This is a genomic window from Paenibacillus tianjinensis, assembly GCF_017086365.1.
GTDB lineage: Bacteria > Bacillota > Bacilli > Paenibacillales > Paenibacillaceae > Paenibacillus_AQ > Paenibacillus_AQ tianjinensis.
Window position 1 is genome coordinate 947,257 of the sequence record NZ_CP070969.1, and the last position, 18,049, is coordinate 965,305.

General features: G+C 48.9%; 13 protein-coding genes and 1 riboswitch. Of the genes, 10 read left to right on the forward strand and 3 right to left on the reverse strand.

All coding sequences use genetic code 11. The features are described 5' to 3' along the window. The first annotated feature begins 9 nt into the window (after positions 1 to 9). Positions 10 to 89, forward strand: a riboswitch (cyclic di-GMP riboswitch). A gap of 12 nt (positions 90 to 101) precedes the next feature. The 5 genes from JRJ22_RS04075 (at position 102) to JRJ22_RS04095 (ending at position 9,337) form a co-directional block, all read left to right on the forward strand. Then, complete coding sequence (locus tag JRJ22_RS04075) at positions 102 to 2,441, forward strand: PA14 domain-containing protein (RefSeq protein ID WP_232381025.1); 2,340 nt, start codon at positions 102 to 104, stop codon at positions 2,439 to 2,441. 211 nt (positions 2,442 to 2,652) lie between these two features. After that, positions 2,653 to 4,170: a glycosyl hydrolase gene (locus tag JRJ22_RS04080; RefSeq protein ID WP_206103350.1), complete on the forward strand. Its 1,518-nt coding sequence runs from the start codon at positions 2,653 to 2,655 to the stop codon at positions 4,168 to 4,170. 190 nt (positions 4,171 to 4,360) lie between these two features. Then, positions 4,361 to 6,907 (forward strand): discoidin domain-containing protein, encoded by a 2,547-nt coding sequence (locus JRJ22_RS04085; RefSeq protein WP_232381026.1) that lies wholly within the window; start codon positions 4,361 to 4,363, stop codon positions 6,905 to 6,907. A gap of 255 nt (positions 6,908 to 7,162) precedes the next feature. Then, positions 7,163 to 8,641 (forward strand): potassium/proton antiporter, encoded by a 1,479-nt coding sequence (locus JRJ22_RS04090; RefSeq protein ID WP_206103352.1) that lies wholly within the window; start codon positions 7,163 to 7,165, stop codon positions 8,639 to 8,641. Between the two features lie 240 nt (positions 8,642 to 8,881). Further along, entirely contained in the window at positions 8,882 to 9,337 is a 456-nt protein-coding gene (locus JRJ22_RS04095; protein WP_206103353.1) for a Dps family protein, read from the forward strand. Positions 9,338 to 9,448: 111 nt separating this feature from the next. Here the strand turns inward: JRJ22_RS04095 and JRJ22_RS04100 are convergent, their stop codons facing one another. Beyond that, complete coding sequence (locus JRJ22_RS04100; RefSeq protein WP_206103354.1) at positions 9,449 to 10,153, reverse strand: AIM24 family protein; 705 nt, start codon at positions 10,151 to 10,153, stop codon at positions 9,449 to 9,451. Between the two features lie 37 nt (positions 10,154 to 10,190). Further along, positions 10,191 to 10,685, reverse strand: coding sequence for a hypothetical protein (locus tag JRJ22_RS04105; RefSeq protein WP_206103355.1), 495 nt, complete (start codon positions 10,683 to 10,685; stop codon positions 10,191 to 10,193). Positions 10,686 to 10,950: 265 nt separating this feature from the next. On the opposite strand from JRJ22_RS04105, the gene JRJ22_RS04110 reads away from it, so the two are divergent. Next, positions 10,951 to 11,637, forward strand: a complete 687-nt coding sequence (locus JRJ22_RS04110; protein ID WP_206103356.1) for a M50 family metallopeptidase — start codon at positions 10,951 to 10,953, stop codon at positions 11,635 to 11,637. Positions 11,638 to 11,775: 138 nt separating this feature from the next. Here JRJ22_RS04110 and JRJ22_RS04115 read toward each other — a convergent pair whose 3' ends face one another. Beyond that, complete coding sequence (locus JRJ22_RS04115; protein WP_206102999.1) at positions 11,776 to 13,335, reverse strand: IS1182 family transposase; 1,560 nt, start codon at positions 13,333 to 13,335, stop codon at positions 11,776 to 11,778. Positions 13,336 to 13,757: 422 nt separating this feature from the next. Here JRJ22_RS04115 and JRJ22_RS04120 point away from each other — a divergent pair, with 422 nt between their 5' ends. The 4 genes from JRJ22_RS04120 (at position 13,758) to JRJ22_RS04135 (ending at position 17,866) form a co-directional block, all read left to right on the forward strand. Beyond that, positions 13,758 to 14,408 carry a hypothetical protein gene (locus JRJ22_RS04120; protein WP_206103357.1) on the forward strand — a complete coding sequence of 217 codons (651 nt, stop codon included), beginning with the start codon at positions 13,758 to 13,760 and terminating at the stop codon, positions 14,406 to 14,408. A gap of 253 nt (positions 14,409 to 14,661) precedes the next feature. Then, the gene (locus tag JRJ22_RS04125; RefSeq protein WP_206103358.1) at positions 14,662 to 15,627 is read left to right on the forward strand and encodes a helix-turn-helix transcriptional regulator; all 966 of its coding nucleotides are present in this window, start codon (positions 14,662 to 14,664) and stop codon (positions 15,625 to 15,627) included. 257 nt (positions 15,628 to 15,884) lie between these two features. Continuing rightward, the gene (locus JRJ22_RS04130; RefSeq protein WP_206103359.1) at positions 15,885 to 16,877 is read left to right on the forward strand and encodes an ABC transporter ATP-binding protein; all 993 of its coding nucleotides are present in this window, start codon (positions 15,885 to 15,887) and stop codon (positions 16,875 to 16,877) included. Further along, positions 16,874 to 17,866 (forward strand): ABC transporter ATP-binding protein, encoded by a 993-nt coding sequence (locus tag JRJ22_RS04135; protein ID WP_206103360.1) that lies wholly within the window; start codon positions 16,874 to 16,876, stop codon positions 17,864 to 17,866. Before JRJ22_RS04130 ends, JRJ22_RS04135 begins: the two co-directional genes overlap by 4 nt. Positions 17,867 to 18,049 lie beyond the last annotated feature (183 nt).

Below are 18,049 nucleotides of genomic sequence, written 5' to 3' on the forward strand. Positions count from 1 at the left end.
ATCCTTCCAAAACGACAAAGGCAAACCTACTCGAAAGATAGGGACGCAAAGCTATAGGGCCTCTTAAAAGTGGCAGCCTGGCTACCGAAAGGAAGATCATTTTGAAAACTTACCGTAAGTTTCGTTTGTTGTCCGCCGTGTTGTCTCTGGCTGTGTTTTTGTCCGCCGTACCGCTTGGACTAGGATTTGCACCTTCCTCGGTTAAAGCAGCTTCAAGTACAGCTGTGCCAGTTAATCCGGACGCTTCAGCTGAAGCCGTCAAGCTCCTCGATAGTCTGTATTCTATTTCCGGAAAAGGAATTATTTCAGGCCAGCATGATTATCTGGAGAGCCCGGATGAATTTAGCAACAAGCTGAAAGGAACAAGCGGACAATATGCCGCACTTCACGGATATGAGCTGGGAGTTATCAGCGGACAATCCGAAAGCACCGCCGCAATGCAACGGAAGAATGTAGTCAATAGTGCGATCAACTGGTCTAAATCCGGCGGTATCGTAGCCATGACTTTTCATGAGAATCTGCCGGGCACTACGTATGATTGGGCTAATGTGCAGAAATCATTGACACAAGCAGAGTTTAACAAATATATAACACCAGGTACGGCACAGTACAACGCACTGATTGCCGATCTCGATAAAGTTGCAGTTTCACTCAAAAGCCTGCGGGATGCAGGAGTCCCCGTACTTTGGAGACCTTACCATGAGATGAACGGAGACTGGTTCTGGTGGGGAAAGAAGACCAACTTCGCCGGACTGTGGAATATTATGTATGACCGGTTTGTTAACTATCATAAACTTAACAATCTGCTGTGGGTATGGAATCCGAATGCTCCGAATGCCTGGTCTGATCCCTATGAGCTGACCTATCCTGGTGCGAATAAGGTCGATGTACTTGCAGCTGACATATACAATAATGATTATATGAATAAATATTATGACAGCCTGGTCAGTCTGGCTGCCGGTAAACCGGTTGGCATCGGTGAGAATGGCGAGATGCCGAGTATAGCTAAGCTGCAGCTATCCCAGAAGAATTACGTTTATATGATGAACTGGGGAAAAATGCTCTATGATAACAACAGCACGACTACAATCACAAGCTTTATGAATGACAGCTACACCCTGACCCGGGATGAATATAAGGCATGGACAGTCCCTGGTGCAACGGCAACGCCGACAGCAACGCCAACAGCGACACCAACGGTAGCGCCAACAGCGACACCAACAGTAGCGCCAACAGCGACACCAACGGCAACGCCTACAGCGACACCAACTCCAACGGTAGCACCTACAGCTACACCAACGCCGACCTCCTTACCTGAAAATACATTGCAGGCACCGGTACCGCTGGTAAACGGGCTTACAGGTGAATATTTCAAGAATATGACGCTGTCCGGCACGCCTGTGCTGGTACGCAATGATAGTTTACTTAATTTCAACTGGCGTCAGGCATCACCGGATGCTTCATTGCCTGTAGATATTTTTTCCGTACGCTGGACCGGTCTGATTAAGCCTTCTTATAGTGAAACCTATCAATTCTATACAACATCGGATGATGGTATTCGTGTCTATGTGAATGGAACGGCCGTTATCGACAGCTGGATGAAACAGAGCGGTACCGAGCGTACCGGAAGCATTGCCCTGAAAGCAGGACAGTATTATGACATTAAAGTAGAATATTATGAAAATGCCGGTGACGCCAATATCCGGATGATGTGGCAGAGTCCAAGCCAGGCCAAAGTAACCGTTCCTTCAAGCGCATTGTTCTTAAAAAGCTCCATATCATCTATAAATACTGTTGAATCGTCATTAATGACGAATTCGCTGGCCATGGTACAGACAGTAACAGTGTCGCCAGCGCCGACAGCAACGCCAGCGCCGACAGCAGCACCAACGCCGACAGCAACGCAAGCGCCGACAGCAGCTCCAACGCCGACAGCGGCACCAACGCCAACAGCGGCACCAACGCCAACAGCAACGCCAACGCCAGCGCCGACAGCAGCACCTGCGGTCAACGGGCTGCAAGGGGAGTATTTCAACAATATGCAGCTGGCGGGAACTCCCGCAGTTGTACGCACCGATGCGGTTCTTGACCTCAACTGGCGTTTGGGCTCGCCGGATGCGGCAATCGGAGTGGATTTCTTCTCCGTACGCTGGAGCGGTAAAATTAAGCCGCTGTATAGTGAGACGTACCAAATCTATACCTCTTCAGACGACGGTGTCCGTGTCTGGGTCAATGGCAGTCTCATCATCGACAGCTGGGTGAAGCAGAGTGGAACCGAACGCATGGGAAGCATAAACCTGCAGGCAGGACAGTTATATGATATTAAAGTGGAATATTATGAGAACCAAGGGGATGCAAGAGCGAAGCTGATGTGGGAAAGCCCGAGCCAGTTAAAGGGGACTGTCCCAACAAGCGCCTTGTTCCTACCTTCTGCTTCCTAAAATAAGCGATCGGCAGTCTGTTATATCACCGCCGTCACTGATGCTGGTTAAGCCGTTACAATACTAAATCCTCAAAAGTCCACCTATTAGGGCCCTGCTTACCAGCAGGGCTACTAAGCTATAGGCCTCAGTTGGCTGCAAAGTGACTGTCCTGCTAAGGGAACCGTCACTTGCTTCATAGAGGTTTAACGGCTGGAGAAAGGAGTTAACATTGAACACTAACCGCAAGTTCCGGCTATTTACGACGATTTTGCCTATTATCTTCATTCTCTCTTTACTGCCCTGGTCGGAGGTACGCAGCCTTCCTGTTACCCGGACTGTGTCTATCCCGGCAGCAGTGAATACTCCGATCAATCCTAACGCTTCCCAGGAGGCGGCCGATTTGCTGACCTATCTATCGAATCTCAGCGGTAACGGCATGATTTCAGGACAGCATGACTATCTGGAAAGTCCTGATGAATTCAACAATAAGCTGAAAAAGGCCACCGGGCAATCTGCTGTTTTGCACGGTTATGAGCTTGGAGCAATCAATAATCAATCGGAATCGGCCATTAAGCGGCAGCGTAAGGCTGTGGTGAACAGTGCAATTAAATGGCATAAGGGCGGAGGCATTGTAGCGATGACCTTTCATCAGAACCTGCCCGGCACTTCTCCGGAATGGGCCAATGTGCATATGAGTCTCAGCCAGGAGATGTTTGATGCCTATGTGACTCCGGGAACAGCACAATATAAGAATCTGATTGCCGATATTGACGAGATTGCCGGGTATCTGGAAGATCTTCAGGATGCCGGAGTACCGGTTCTGTGGCGTCCCTATCATGAAATGAACGGAGACTGGTTCTGGTGGGGGAATAAAGACAACTTCACTAAGCTCTGGGACATCATGTATAACCGTTTAACAAACACGCACAAGCTGAACAATCTGTTATGGGTATGGAACCCTAATGCACCTAATGAATGGTCGGATGACTTTGAACCCTATTTTCCCGGATCGGGAAAAGTGGACATTCTGGCGGCAGATATTTATAACAATGACTTCAAGCAGTCCTATTATGAGAATCTGCTGAAGCTGGCAGACGGAAAGCCTATCGGCATCGGGGAAAGCGGAGAGCTCCCAGACCCTGTTATATTGTCTCAAACCCAAAGTAAATGGGTATATACCATGACATGGGGGAAAATGCTGACTGAAAAAAATGATCTGCAGAAAATCAAAAATTTTATGAATGATAATTACATCGTTTCCCGCGATGATTATATTATTATGCTCGCCAGCAATCCGAACACGAAGCCTTCCGCTTCGACCAAGGGATTAAGGGCGCAATATTTCAACAATATTGACCTGTCCGGCGGAGCACAGCTGATTCGTAATGACAACAAGATTGACTTCAACTGGCATGGGGACGCTCCGGCAGTCGGCCTTGGGAAGGATCTCTTCTCGGTTCGCTGGACCGGATCGATCATGCCGATATATAGTGAGAGATATACGTTTACGGCCTCTTCGGATGACGGAGTGCGGCTCTGGATTGACGATAAACTGGTGATTGACAGCTGGAAGAAGCAGAGCGGCGTCGGACGTGAGGGAAGCATCGAGCTTACCGCCGGAACCTCATATGCTATTAAAGTGGAGTACTATGAGAATCGCGGGGACGCCAATATCCGTTTATTGTGGAAGAGTGCCAGCCAGAAGCAGGGGGTTATCCCCAAAAGTGCATTAACCCTCCCTAAGTAACCTAATCTAGCTTTACGACTTATTAGCAGACACCCCAGAAGAAAGCGAGGACAAAGGAATGAGGACTAAGAAAAAAACAACCAGACCTCTAAAGTTACTACTAAAATTTGCGGCATTAACCATCTTGTTTCTTATGTCCGTTTCTGTCTTCGGAGATGATGGGACGAAGCGGGGCGAAGTGGAGGTAGACATGACTAAGTTGTCCTCAGCGGCTGATGCAGGTCCGGCTTTGCCGGACGGCAATGTACTGTGGCAGCTGGGGCAGCGTGATGGATCTGCCGGAGAATTTGCAGCTTTCGGTTCCTCAGACGCTAAAAAGACTTATAATGCTGTCTCTACCGTAGCCAAGGCCGCTGAGCTGAAAAGCGTTCCTTCGGGCCTGCGGGGAGACACCAACCCTGAATTGATTATTACGTATAATTTGAATAAGATCCCGGCGAACGGGGTCTTATTTCGCGTAAGTATTCTCGATGCATACAAATCCGTTCCGCAAATGAGTGTCTTCTCCAATCATCAGCTGTCAGGCATGATCCAGATTGCCGGCGTTGCCGGGACGGACAGCAAATATACTTTCCGCAAAACGTATGAACTCTATATCCCGAAGGAACAGCTGGTGCAGGGCATTAACGAGCTGAAGCTGCGGACTACACGCGGTATTTATTCCTCAAGTATGGAAGATAAGTACGACTGGTGGACCTGGGATTCCTTAAGTCTCGAATCGCTGAATGCCCCAATTAAGGAGCCGATTCACGGCAGCTATACACTGACCGGCACAATGGTCAACAACAAGCAGTTTTATTTTGATGAAGGTGCGGTTACTCATTTGCCTTACATCATGAAGTGGCTTGGCGTGGCATACAGCGGCAACATTATGCGCACCAGCTGTGCCAGCGATGTCGGCCGCTCCTGCTCTAACATGGAGGATTATTACAAAGTGCTTAGGGATTACAATATGCAGTCAGTTGCCCTGTATCTGTACACGGGAGATATTAAGCTGAAGGCTGACGGTTCGCTGCCGGAAGAGGCAGAGAAGAAGCTGACTGATTATTTTAGGCAATACGGCTCATACTTTCAGTATTATGAAGTCGATAATGAGCCAGGCCTGTTCAATCGTTCAAAAGCTGTCAATCTGGCGATCGCCGATTGGCTGAATAAGAAAGGCAAGTCAATTGCCCCCCATTTGCAGACAGTGGCACCGGGGTGGGCTTACTGGCCGAGCTACAGCGCGGATTCCTGCGGCAATCAAAAGGGGGCGGTCAAACAGTGCGGTGACCCTGACGGCTGGGAACGTGATCCGAAGCAGCGCAATGAGCTCGAAGAGGTAACCGATTTGACCAACGGACATTCCTACGGGGAATCCTATATTTTCAGCAACGGAGGCAGCTTTACTGAGAATCTCAAGACCTTCGGCGGAGCTGCAGACGGCCTGGGCAAAAAAATGCTGACGACTGAATTCGGTACTTCGGATAGCCACGTGGATGCTTACCAGTATGGGGCTTCCGAGGCTACAGCAGCAGTGTTTGACCGGATTATGCGCGCCCATATCGGTTATGCGGATATGTTTGTGCAGCATGCCGCCTTTTTCAAAAACTTCAGTTTGTTTAAATACGGATTCAATCTGGAGGAGCATGATCCGGCCAAGACTGAGATTTACTATACAAAAACAAACGAGGATTCCCGTGTCAGTATCATGAGAAGACTTAGTCTCGCATATGCAACGCACGGTACACCGTTAACCTATCAGATCAGTAATAAGGATCAGCTGGCAGACAAACTTGTATACGTCCGTGCTGTAGACACCTCTACCCTTACGCCGTTACCAGGCAGCGGTGCAACCTCCAATAAACTGCTGATTAACTTTGTGAACTTTGAAGAGACCACGCAAAAGGTCTCCGTGAAGGTAACAATGCCGAAAAAAACAGTTTACGAAGGAGAACGGTTTGGCAACGGAGATACTTATGAGGAAGCCCGCAGTTATATTCCTGGCAGAAGTGCAACACCTGTACTGGAATTTAACGAGACCCTCGCCCCGGGGGAGGCAGTGCAGTATATTCTGCAGCCCTCCTCAGAGGTAGCGGATACGGCGCCCCAAGGCTTCAAAGCCGCCGCAATCAAAGGATTATCCATGAAACTGAACTGGCTGGAGGCCCCCGGAGCAAGTTATGAAGTGCTCCGGGCCGACGGCTCCGGCGGGGATCTGAAGGTTATTGCAACGGGAATTCAAGAAACCGGATACATCGACAGCAAGCTTCAGGAAGGTACGCTTTACACCTATGCTGTAAGAGTTGCTGGTTCAGGTGTGATGTCTGAGAAAGTGCAGATTACGGCTACTGGTCTGGTTCCGCTTGACCGGACCGAATGGAATGTGTCGTCCAATGTCAATACCGAAGCCTCGAATCCGTCAAGTGCGATAGACGGGGACCGGCGTACACGCTGGGATACCGGCAAACATCAGGCCTCGGGAGAATACTTTCAGATTGACCTTGGCAAAGAGCATGCGGTGGAGGCTGTAGAGCTGGATTATTCATTGTCCTCCTATGACTATCCGCGTGGTTATGAGCTTTATGTATCTAATGATGCGGTAAATTGGAAGCTCATGGTTAGGGGAAAAGGGCAGCTGAACAGCACCAAGATTAGCTTTTCCCAAGTAAAAGCCCGCTATATCAGAATTTTGCAGACGGGTTCCGGCGGCAACTACTGGTCCATTCAGGAGATGCAGGTGTACTCAAGAGAATAATAAGCTTGATGGCAGAGAAATACTGCTTAATAAGGAGACCCAGCTATATTTATGGCCGGGTTTTTTTGCGTTGAGGGAATCTTCCGTCATAGGGAAGTTCAATACACGGAAGGATGTATGATGCTCCAGAGTTTGTGCATTCTATATGCAGTGTGGACCGGTTGTCTCAAAAAAAGCATTTTAGGGTTAATAACGTAAATAACGCTGGAACATCGGTAAGCATTTTACGAATAGAACAGGGGGGAGAGGCGGAAAATGACTCATTTAGCGGACAGTGTTATCTTATTACTCGCCGTTCTGCTGCTGATTGGAGTGCTATCAACCAAATTCTCGACACGATTCGGGATGCCGGCGCTGGTGCTTTTTATCTTGGTAGGGATGGTGCTTAGTCATTTTGTATATTTTAATAATGTATCTTTAACTCAAATTGCCGGAATATTTGCGCTTGTAGTCATTTTATTCGAGGGAGGAATGCAGACGAGCATAAAGGATATCCGGCCTGTTATGGCATCCGCATTGTCCCTGGCTACGATCGGGGTACTGCTGACGACTGCCATTGTAGGGGTGTTCGCCAGGTTTGTGCTCGGAGTGCCGTGGGCAGAAAGCCTTCTGTTCGGGGCAATCGTTGGTTCCACAGATGCAGCTGCAGTTTTTTCCGTTCTAGGCGGCAAAAATATTGACAAGCGCCTGACCTCCACACTGGAAGCAGAGTCCGGAAGCAATGATCCGATGGCTGTTTTTCTGACCGTTTCGCTGATCGAATGGATTGAACATCCGGAAACGGCCATATGGAGCATGCTGCTGTCCTTTTTCTGGGAGATGGGGATCGGACTCCTCATGGGAATTCTGATTGGCAAGCTGGCTATATATTTAATCAATCGCATCAATCTGGATTCCACCGGACTGTACCCGGTGCTGGCGATAGGATTTGCTGTCCTGACCTACGGCGTTTCGACGCTCGTGCACAGCAGCGGACTGCTCGCCGTTTTTGTGATGGGATTGACCCTCGGCAACTCAGAACTGATGTACCACCGGACCATTATGAATTTCAATCACGGGTTCGCCTGGATGATGCAGATTGCTATGTTTATCCTGCTCGGTCTGCTGGTTTTCCCTCAAGAGCTCTCTGAGATAGCCTGGCAGGGGCTGCTGTTGTCTGTAATTCTGATGCTCGTGGCCCGGCCAGTCGGGGTATTTATAAGCCTGCTGTTTGCCAAATTTTCAGTCCGTGAGAAGACATTGTTATCCTGGGCAGGTCTGCGCGGCGCGGTGCCGATCGTACTGGCTACCTACCCGCTTCTGGCCGGGCTTCCTGAGGGGCGGATGTTTTTTAATGTAGTTTTCTTCGTTGTCCTGACTTCGGCTGTTATTCAGGGGACAACCATCTCTCCGCTGGCTTCCAGGTTAAAGCTGGTGGGTAGTGACGAAGCAGCACAGCCGTCGCTTATGGAATTGGTTGCGCTTGGCAAAACGGATTCCGAATTCAATCATATCGGGATTGAGTCAAGTATGCCGATTGCCGGAATGCAGATTGCGCAGCTGAATTTGCCGGATGACATTCTCTTTACGGCGATTATCCGCAATAAGGGAATCGTTACGCCGCACGGCAGTACTGTGATCCTCCCCGGAGATACCGTTTATGTGCTGAGTCCTAAGGCTAAACGCGAGGAAATGCGGGCGGTTTTCCGCAGCGGAAAAGGCAAGGCAGCGGAAACATATATTCCGCCAGTGTAACAAAGATGCTAATAATGTAATGTTTTATTCCACAGTCAGGTAATTTGTGTCAATATAGGTGCGTTTGGATGAATGTGACACAGATAACAGGTTTCTAAAAGGAGGTATGCTAGAATTTGCAGCAATAAAAAGGTAAAATGCCTTGCGAGAAAGCAATATTTATGTTATATTGTATATAGATTTAGAACAAGTCTAAATACAATAAACAATATATAATTAAACTATAGGAGGTTATTTAGAATGAGTACTCACGTAAAAAACCAAACAGAACTGCACGCAGCATTGAACCGCCAAACCGCGAACTGGAGCCTGCTCGGAGTGAAACTGCATCACTATCACTGGTATGTGAGCGGAGCGCAATTTTTCACTCTGCATGCCAAATTCGAAGAACTCTACACTGAAGCAGCCACTTATGTGGACGACCTGGCTGAGCGGTTGCTCGCTATTGGCGGCAAGCCTGCCTCTACGATGACGCAATATTTGTCCCTGTCAGAGCTGAAGGAAGCTGCTGGAGGCGAAAGCCCTAAAGAAATGGTTGCCCAGCTCGTTAAAGACTTCGCGCTTGTCTCCGAGGAGCTGAAGAGCGCCATCACGGCTGCGGAAGAACTTAGTGATCAACCGACTGCTGATCTGCTGATTGGCATCAGAAGCAGTGTTGAGAAGCATGCCTGGATGCTGAACGCCTATCTGGCGTAAGGCCATACTATAACTGAAGGCTAGGACTGCAGCCCGGTGTACGGATTGCAGGAAGCAAAGAGTGCCCGTGCGATGACCGCACGGGCACTCTTTGTTCAAATGACAAGTCATCTATTTGATAAATACACCGCCAAACGGAAGTGCCTCGCGAAGAAACCGTTTAATAATACCGTCCTCGTTATTATCCCGCTCGAAGCGGTGGCTTTGGCGTCCCGCCTGAAACAGCACAGGTCCATGGCCTGTCATCTTCCAGTGATAGCTCATATGTTGGCTGGCCAGATGATTACCGTACACGGTCAGCTCAAGCTTGGCATTCTCCGGATACGCTATAATACTGCCTGCATCAACATAGAGCGGATCGGAGGGATGAAGCTCGGCTTCGCACACCGTTCCCTCCGTCAGTATACCGATGCTCCCGTTGCCGGCAAATTTGACTTTGACAATGTCGCGGGTAACCAGCATATTCTTCATGCTTAGCACCCGTGTCTGCATTGTGATTCCTTTACTGTAGAAGAAGAGATGCCTGAAATCATAGAGCAAATCGCTTTTACCGTTCAGCTGTAAGGTTTTGATCCGGTAGCCGGGAGGCAGTGCCGCTACAAAACGGCAGGGGCCGGACATATCCGAACGGATCAGCTTGCGCTTGCGGTACATGCCTTTGACGTCCATCAGCCGGTCTGCCCGTCCTGATGAGGGGCCCTGATAGGCAATAATTTGCTGGGGATGCAGCACATGAACCTCTTCATTCTCCCCGACAGTAAAAGCAACGGCCTGTCCGCTGCCGCTGTCGCCTTCATCCTGGACATCGACGTTCATCGTACACACTCCTTCATATTAGAGAGATTCCAGGCTGCTAGCGCAACCGGTCCCCTCTTCTTGAGCGGTGGCGCATGGTAAAGCGCAGCAGCCGGATAATCAGGAAATAACCAAGAATAAGGGCAAAGCCGGTAATCACCGTAACCTTTATCCGGTTATAGTAGTTCTCACGCGCAGTGCGGTCATTTTTCAGCTCGTCAACCACCAGGCTTAACTGGCGGTTCTGCTCCTGCAGGGCCTCGTTCTGGGAACGGTACGCTTCCATTTGCTCCTGGGTCTGTCCTAGTGCGTCTACTGTCTCACTGAGCTCATCTTTGGTCTGCTGAAGCTCTTCAACCGTCTCCTGGTAGTTTTCCTGCAATTGATTCACTTCACCGGGCAGTTCTGAGAAGTTCTGCAAGCCTTTATATAAATCGCTGAAATAATTGGCTTCTGCTGTCGGTGCCGGGACGTAAGCGGATACTCCAAGCAATAGCAGAGCCGAACCAAGCAGCTTCATCCATAAGTTTGATAAGTGCATTTTTCTGTTCATCTTATTCACCGCCTGTATAGGTTCAACCTGCTCTTATTTTAACATAGAGCAGTATTTATAGGCATTAATCAACAAGGTTTGACATCATTTGGCGCCTAGTGGAAGATCAGCTCATTACTTGCGGCCGCCGGGACTTAAGCATTTTTACCCTGAGGCTGACAGCAGTAACCATAGAGTAATACAGTACTGCGGACTGGCTGGTTTCATTTTGGCTACCTTGCAGCAGGAATATAACGTATACTTTGAACGGGAAGGGGCTGAGGATATGAATAAATGGCTGAAAACGCTGCTGTTTCTGGCAGGGTCGGCGCTATTGACACGCTTAATTCCATTTTCATCGCTATTCCGCAATCTGGATACGATGTTCCATGAATTCGGGCATGCGCTGATGACCCTGCTTCTCTCAGGTGATGTGCTGAGAATAGAGCTGTATGCGGATCACAGCGGTGTGACGTATTCTGCGGTTGAAGCCGGACTAAGACCGGTGCTGGTGTCGTTGTCAGGATATCCAGTGGCCTCTTTATTCGCCCTGCTGCTGTTTTATTTGTACAGCAGGGGACGTCAGCGGTTGGGGCTGCTGCTGTCTGCTGCTGTGGCGCTGATTATGCTGGTGCTGTATGTCAGGGGCGCCTTCGGTATACTGTGGCTCAGCGGTTTGATCGCACTCAATCTGGCAATGGTTTTCCTGTGGCCCAAGGCAAGCAAATATTACTATTTGTTTCTGGCCTTTCTGACCCTGGAGGAATCTGTTATGGGCACGCTGTATCTCCTGTCAGCTTCACTGATGACCCCGTCCCGTGCAGGTGATGCTGCCAATTTAGCCGGATTAACACCTTTGCCTGCTATATTATGGGCGTTGGTCTTTTTTCTTTTTTCATTCCTTTGCGCGAAGTGGTCTCTGGGATATTTTTTCAGGCAGGAACGTTTGCAGAAACAAAAAGTCGGCAGGTAGAATCATTCATTTCGTCACGTTTAGACAAAAACTCATCTTTAGCAAAGAGGCTGTCCCATAAGTAGATTTTTTCGAGTAGAGACAGACCCTTTTCATTATTCAAAACCGAAAAACGTCAACAATGTAGCGATTCTCCTGTTATTGGAGGATCGCTGCTCTGCGTTTTTGGTCGTTTGCAGCTTGCTTCAGTAGATTGTGGGCAAGGGAAAGCCATCCGACTTCAAGCGTCACTTTTTCCATGCCGCGAAGCAGAAACCGCCGGAAACCCCGGTTGTTCTTTAGTTGTCCAAATACACTTTCTGGTTCTGTCATTCGACGTACGGCCAAAGTGAAGCCTTCCTCGCTTTGCAAAATTGCCCGAGCTTGTTTCTGGTACCGCAGTCGTTCCAGACTGACAACCACTTCCCGATTTCCTTCGGCTTTCGTACATCTTTCCTTCAGTGGACAGCCCACGCAGCTCTGGCTACGGTAATGACGTTTTCGGATTTCATATCCACTCTCTAACGTTTCCTTGCTTTCTTTGCGAAAATGCAGCGTTTGTCCGGCGGGGCATGTCCATGTATCCACGGCTTCGTCGTACGTCCAGTTCTCAATCTTTCCGATATTCTCTTTCCACGCTTTGCTCTTTTCTTTGTGGTAGCTGCCGTATTTGACCACGGCCTTCACGTGTTCGTTTTCCAAATAGGCATAATTTTCTTCACTGCCGTAGCCGGCATCCGCGATCACCGCCCTCGGAAGTCTCCCTAGGATCTGCCGCACCTTTTCTAAGTGCGGCTGTAAACAACGCGTATCCGTCGGTCTTTGGTGTAGACTGTACGCCAAAATAAACTGGTTTTCGGTGCCGATCTGTACATTGTAGCCGGGTTTGAGTTGACCGTTTCGCATGTGATCTTCCTTCATCCGCATGAAGGTGGCATCCGGGTCCGTCTTACTAAAGCTGTTTCGGTCCCCGAGCAGGTTTTGGTATTGCTCATATTTCAGCAGTCTCGGAAACAGATCCTTACGGAGCCTCCGAACCGCTTTTTTCAATGGCTTGTTCTTGGGCTTCTTCAGCAGTTGCGACTCTAACGACTGGGTCATTTGTTCAAGTTTCTCACTGTCGATCTCGGCGGACTCGCCAAGTTCGCTCAGGTCCTGGCCGCGGTGTTCCTGTTCTTCTTGTTTCTCTGCAGCCTCAATGTCGGCAAACAATGCATGTACCTTTTCTTGCAGCTTGGCTTTATGCTTACTAACGGCTTTACCCCACACGAAGGTATAGCGATTCGCATTTGCCTCTATTTTTGTGCCATCTACAAAATAATGCTCGAAGGAGATGTATTTCTCGTCCGCCAGAAACTGAAGCACGGCGGTAAATACCATTTCTAGGACGTCCTTCATCCGCTGAGAACGAAAGCGGTTGAGCGTGCGGAAATCCGGGCGTTGTCGTCCCGCTAGCCACATGAAGGGAATGTTTTCTCGGACCGCTTTGGCGATTTGCCGGGAGGAATAAATGCGCTGCGTATACGCATAGATAATGACTTTGGTGAGCATTTTAGGGTGGTAGCTGTCACGGCCGCCACCGGGATAGGCAGCGTCAAAGATGGTGTCGTCTAGCCGATTGACGGCTGCGTTAACGACACGAACGAGGTGGTTTTCGGGAATATCTTCTTCCAGATCCATTGGCAAGCAAAGTTGGTCCATGGTATATTGAATGTACAAAAGAAACCTCTCCTTTGAAATGGTTGTGTGGTAACTCCATTTTACCAAAGGATGGTTTCTTTTTTGTGCGATTTTTAAAGATTGTAGATCCATTTCCCGCTTAAACAGCGGAGAGGACGGAACGATTGTGGAAAAGCGGCAGCGGTCGCCTTGGTCTCCGGATTTTCACCGCTAAGGGGAATGAAAAAAATCTGGAGAGCACAGCGATTGGAACAACGGTCCGTTCGCGGAGCGTCCACCCAAGTGCTCACGTTGATCCTACTTAAAAAAACAGGGGCTATCCCAAGCAGCCATTTCATGGCTTTTGGGACAGCCCCTTTTTTTGTCGATAATATAGATGCGAACATACATTCCATGACAAGGAGTTGTCCGCCATTATTGGTACATTAATAGAAGAACCAAAAAAAGAAAGAGGTGGAAATATGCAAGCAAGTATCCAGCCCATATTTACATGGAGCCGCAACCGTGTTTTTGCAGGAGTTTCCCAGAGTTTAGTGTTGCTTGTGGAATGGAAAGGCCTTACTCCGCGTGAGGAGCTGCGCAAGAAAAGCCGGAAACTGCTTGCCCGGGAAATTGAGCTGCGCATATGGCTTGAAGCCCACATGACTTTTACAGGAGCTTATGGCTGCATCACTGAAGCAGGAGAAGGAAGATCGCTGCTGCTGAAGCTGGGTAAGATCCATTCCGGGTCCCGCAAATTCATCTGTCTTGAATTTAAAACCGAAGCCATGCCTGCCGGAATTCATGAAGCACTCTGGCTGCAATGGCAATACAGACAACCTCCTGTGGAGCGGATAAGAGAGCTGCCGCTGCAAAAGCTGGGACTGGAATATACGCATCATACCGATGTGCTGGGTAATGGCAGCAGCTTTCATGTTGAGAAGCATATGGAGCTGCTGAGAACGGTGAAGGTACTGGAGGAAGCAGCAATGCTGCGTACGCGTAACGCGGACCCGTCACTCTCCGAGAAATTGCGGAGACAGGCAGATAAACTGCTGCTGCTGGCGGCGCGCTCTGGTGATACGCAGCTGGTGAAGGAGGCGGAGATGGTGTATAGACAGCTCGAGGCTTAACTCAGCTGCACATGATGAAGGGGTGGAACGAAGCAGAATATTAGTTGGAATGAATTGAAACATACATAATAGCACAACCCGAACTCTCTTTCTCGATCATTTAACAGCTCATGTAATATATGTGTGGTAATGTAGTAAAATAGTTCTATTATATTATCTTAATTCGGTTATTACATTATTAGTTGTAGATATATATAACTAATTCATTTAAAATAATGGGTCTATTTTACCATATATCAAGGGGAACTGAACAATGACAGACCGATTAATCCGGCTGATGCGCATTATCACACTAGTGCAAGCTAAACCTGGGATCCTGGCACGTGAGCTGGCGGAACGCTGCGGCAACAGTGAAAGAACGATATATCGGGATATGGACGCGCTAAGCGCAATGCATATCCCGATTACCCATATGGGACATGGGAAGGGATATGCGTTTATCGGTAACTTTGCATTGTACCCTTTAGATCTGACGGATAGTGAGGCGGCTGCATTTTCCCAGCTGCGCCATGTGATGAAAGACATCAAGCCTTTGCTGCCGACTGAATTTGAAAATGCCTATGAGAAAATAATGGCTGTACAATATAAGCAGAAAGCAGAAAGGGAAGAAAAAATGGAAAGCGTCACAAAAGAAGCCGGGAATCTTTGGACGGAACGGAGTCCATTGGCGATCGAGCAATCGGCTTTTTTAACGGAAATATTGTCCGCTGTGATGAAACAAAAAAGCTTCCAGGCGGACTACTGCGAAAATGCAAATGAGGAAAGAGGGTTACAGATTGATCCGTACTGCCTTGTTCCGCTGGAGAACCGGATCTATGTGATCGGCTTATGCCACAGGTTTGGGAGGATCCGGGCTTTTCATGTTAACGGTTTTTCCAATGTCACCCTGCTGAATAACTGGTTTTCAAAAGAGCGGTTTGATATACAGTCCTTTATGTCGCAGAAATGGAGCCTTGATCCGGACAGCCTGCAGATAGAGTTCAGAATTAGATTTTCCGAACGGATGATGGACAGAATCAAACACGAGGAGCTGATGGTAAAACCCAGTAAAGTTGACCGCCAGAACTGCTGCATGCACTTCAAAGTAGCCATCGAACAAGATATCTGTTTTGTCCGCTGGATCATGAGGTTCGAGGAGGAAGCGGAGATTTTGGAGCCGTTTTATTACCGGGACGCATTGAAATATCATATGGAAAGTTGGCTGATGTTATATAAATAATACAGGATGTTACAGGAATTATTCCTGTTTCACCATGATTAAACCTCCTAAATTCATCGGGTTAGTTATGCGTACAAATTTTTCTTGTCTACGGTAGATTTCTATAGTAATGTTATACATTAAATAACAACTATGTTGATTATGCCCGAAATTAATATCATTAGATGTCAGGTTTGGGTTATAATATCTTACTTTTTAAGGGTTTTTCATCCTCCCATTTGACCTTTGTTCAATTTTTAGTAGAAAGAGGGTTCATCATGATCCAGCCAATTCTGAAAATTGAGGATTTGCATACCCATTTTTTTACCGACCGCGGTGAAGTGCCAGCCGTTGACGGTGTTGACCTGTACATCAATCCAGGAGAGGTCCTTGGTGTGGTTGGTGAATCCGGTTGCGGTAAAAGTGTGACCTCATTGTCTATCCTGAAGCTGGTTCCGAACCCGCCAGGGAAGATTGTGGACGGCCGTATCCTATTAAAAGGTCGGGATATCGTTCCGCTTAAGGAAAAAGAGATGCGTAAAATCCGCGGGGATTCCGTATCGATGATTTTTCAGGAGCCGATGACCTCGCTTAACCCTCTGTTTACAGTAGGGCAGCAGATCATCGAAACGGTAAGGCAGCACCGCGGCTTGTCCAAAAAAGAAGCGCGGGAGCACGCAGTCGAGATGCTGAGCAAAGTCGGTATTCCGCGTCCTGAGGCTATTATTGATGAGTATCCGCATCAATTGTCAGGGGGCATGCGCCAGAGAGTTATGATTGCGATGTCGATATCCTGTAGTCCGGAGCTGTTGATTGCCGATGAGCCGACAACGGCGCTGGATGTAACCATTCAAGCGCAGATTCTGGATCTGATCCGTCGCCTGAACGAAGAACAGGGAACAGCTGTGATGCTGATTACCCACGATCTTGGCGTTGTTGCAGAAATGTGCCACCGGGTTGCTGTAATGTATGCAGGCAAGGTGGTCGAAGAGGGCAGCGTTCGTGATATCTTCAAGAATCCGCTGCATCCGTATACCCGCGGCCTGATAGAGTCCGTGCCGCGGATGAATGAGACCCGGGAACGGCTGTATTCCATCCCCGGCAATGTACCGATCCTCAGCACAGAGATGCAGGGCTGCCGGTTCGCTCCCCGTTGTGCGAATGTTATGGATGTTTGCCGTGAATCGCTTCCGCAGCTTACCCTGCAGGAGGAGCAGCATAGCTGCAGATGCTGGCTGCATGAAGTCAGTCAGGAGGAGGCAGTGGTATGAGCGAAAGCCTGCTTGAGGTTAAGAACCTCAAAAAGTATTATCCGATCAATAAAGGATTCTTCAATAAAACGCAGGGCTTCATCAAAGCTGTAGATGATATCTCGTTCTCGGTAAACAAAGGCGAAACCTTTGGTCTGGTAGGAGAGAGCGGCTGCGGTAAATCGACAACCGGGCGTTCGCTGCTGCGGCTGATAGAGCCGACAGCAGGCGAAATCTGGTTTGAAGGGCAAGACATCACGAAGTTGTCGATGGAAGAAATGCGCAGGCGCCGCCGGGAAATGCAGATTGTGTTTCAGGATCCGTTCTCCTCACTTGATCCGCGAAATACGGTGCAGCGGATTCTGGAAGAGCCGATGATCGTTCACGGTGTAGGCGATGCTAAGCAGCGGAGGGCTGCCGTGGAGCGGCTGGCTGACGTTGTTGGTCTTGCCAAAGCGCATCTGCAGCGGTATCCGCATCAATTCTCAGGCGGACAACGCCAGCGGATCGGCATTGCCAGGGCACTGGCTCTGCAGCCAAAACTGATTATCGCCGACGAACCGGTGTCTGCACTGGATGTTTCCATCCAGTCACAGGTGATCAATCTGATGCAGGATTTACAGCAGGAATTCGGATTGACCTACATATTTATTGCCCATGATCTTAGCGTAGTGAAGCACATCTGCGACCGGGTTGCTGTAATGTACCTGGGACGGATCGTGGAGGTTACGGATAAGCATAAGCTGTATGACGAACCACAGCATCCTTATACACAGGCACTGCTCTCGGCGGTTCCTGAACCGGATCCGGATATCCGCAAGGAGCGGGTAATTCTCCAGGGTGAAGTGCCGAGCCCGGCCAATGCACCGGTCGGTTGTGCTTTTAATACCCGGTGTCCGCGGGTGATGGATGTATGCCGGAATGTAAGACCGCCGCTGCTTGAGACCGGAGCAGGTCATTTGACAGCCTGCCATCTCTATGACGGAGAATCCAATGTCCGGCTGGCTTAGAGGACTAACAACCACATCAATATAAGATGAACGGTAGGTATGATTGGAGGCAAAAGCAGCGGAGGGGAAGTTTGGAACTGTAGGAGCGAATGCGTCCGCCTTTAGGTTTGGATTTCTACCGCGAAATGCGGTTAAAATCGGGAAATCCAAACCTAACAGCGGCCGGAAGTCCAAACATTCCCC

Excerpts from the sequence above, each read along its gene's own strand:
- JRJ22_RS04085 (WP_232381026.1), top strand. The coding sequence starts at position 4,361 with ATGACTAAGTTGTCCTCAGCGGCTGATGCAGGTCCGGCTTTGCCGGAC.
- JRJ22_RS04090 (WP_206103352.1), top strand. The coding sequence starts at position 7,163 with ATGACTCATTTAGCGGACAGTGTTATCTTATTACTCGCCGTTCTGCTG.
- JRJ22_RS04095 (WP_206103353.1), top strand. The coding sequence starts at position 8,882 with ATGAGTACTCACGTAAAAAACCAAACAGAACTGCACGCAGCATTGAAC.
- JRJ22_RS04100 (WP_206103354.1), bottom strand. The coding sequence starts at position 10,153 with ATGAACGTCGATGTCCAGGATGAAGGCGACAGCGGCAGCGGACAGGCC.
- JRJ22_RS04105 (WP_206103355.1), bottom strand. The coding sequence starts at position 10,685 with ATGAACAGAAAAATGCACTTATCAAACTTATGGATGAAGCTGCTTGGT.
- JRJ22_RS04110 (WP_206103356.1), top strand. The coding sequence starts at position 10,951 with ATGAATAAATGGCTGAAAACGCTGCTGTTTCTGGCAGGGTCGGCGCTA.
- JRJ22_RS04120 (WP_206103357.1), top strand. The coding sequence starts at position 13,758 with ATGCAAGCAAGTATCCAGCCCATATTTACATGGAGCCGCAACCGTGTT.
- JRJ22_RS04125 (WP_206103358.1), top strand. The coding sequence starts at position 14,662 with ATGACAGACCGATTAATCCGGCTGATGCGCATTATCACACTAGTGCAA.
- JRJ22_RS04130 (WP_206103359.1), top strand. The coding sequence starts at position 15,885 with ATGATCCAGCCAATTCTGAAAATTGAGGATTTGCATACCCATTTTTTT.
- JRJ22_RS04135 (WP_206103360.1), top strand. The coding sequence starts at position 16,874 with ATGAGCGAAAGCCTGCTTGAGGTTAAGAACCTCAAAAAGTATTATCCG.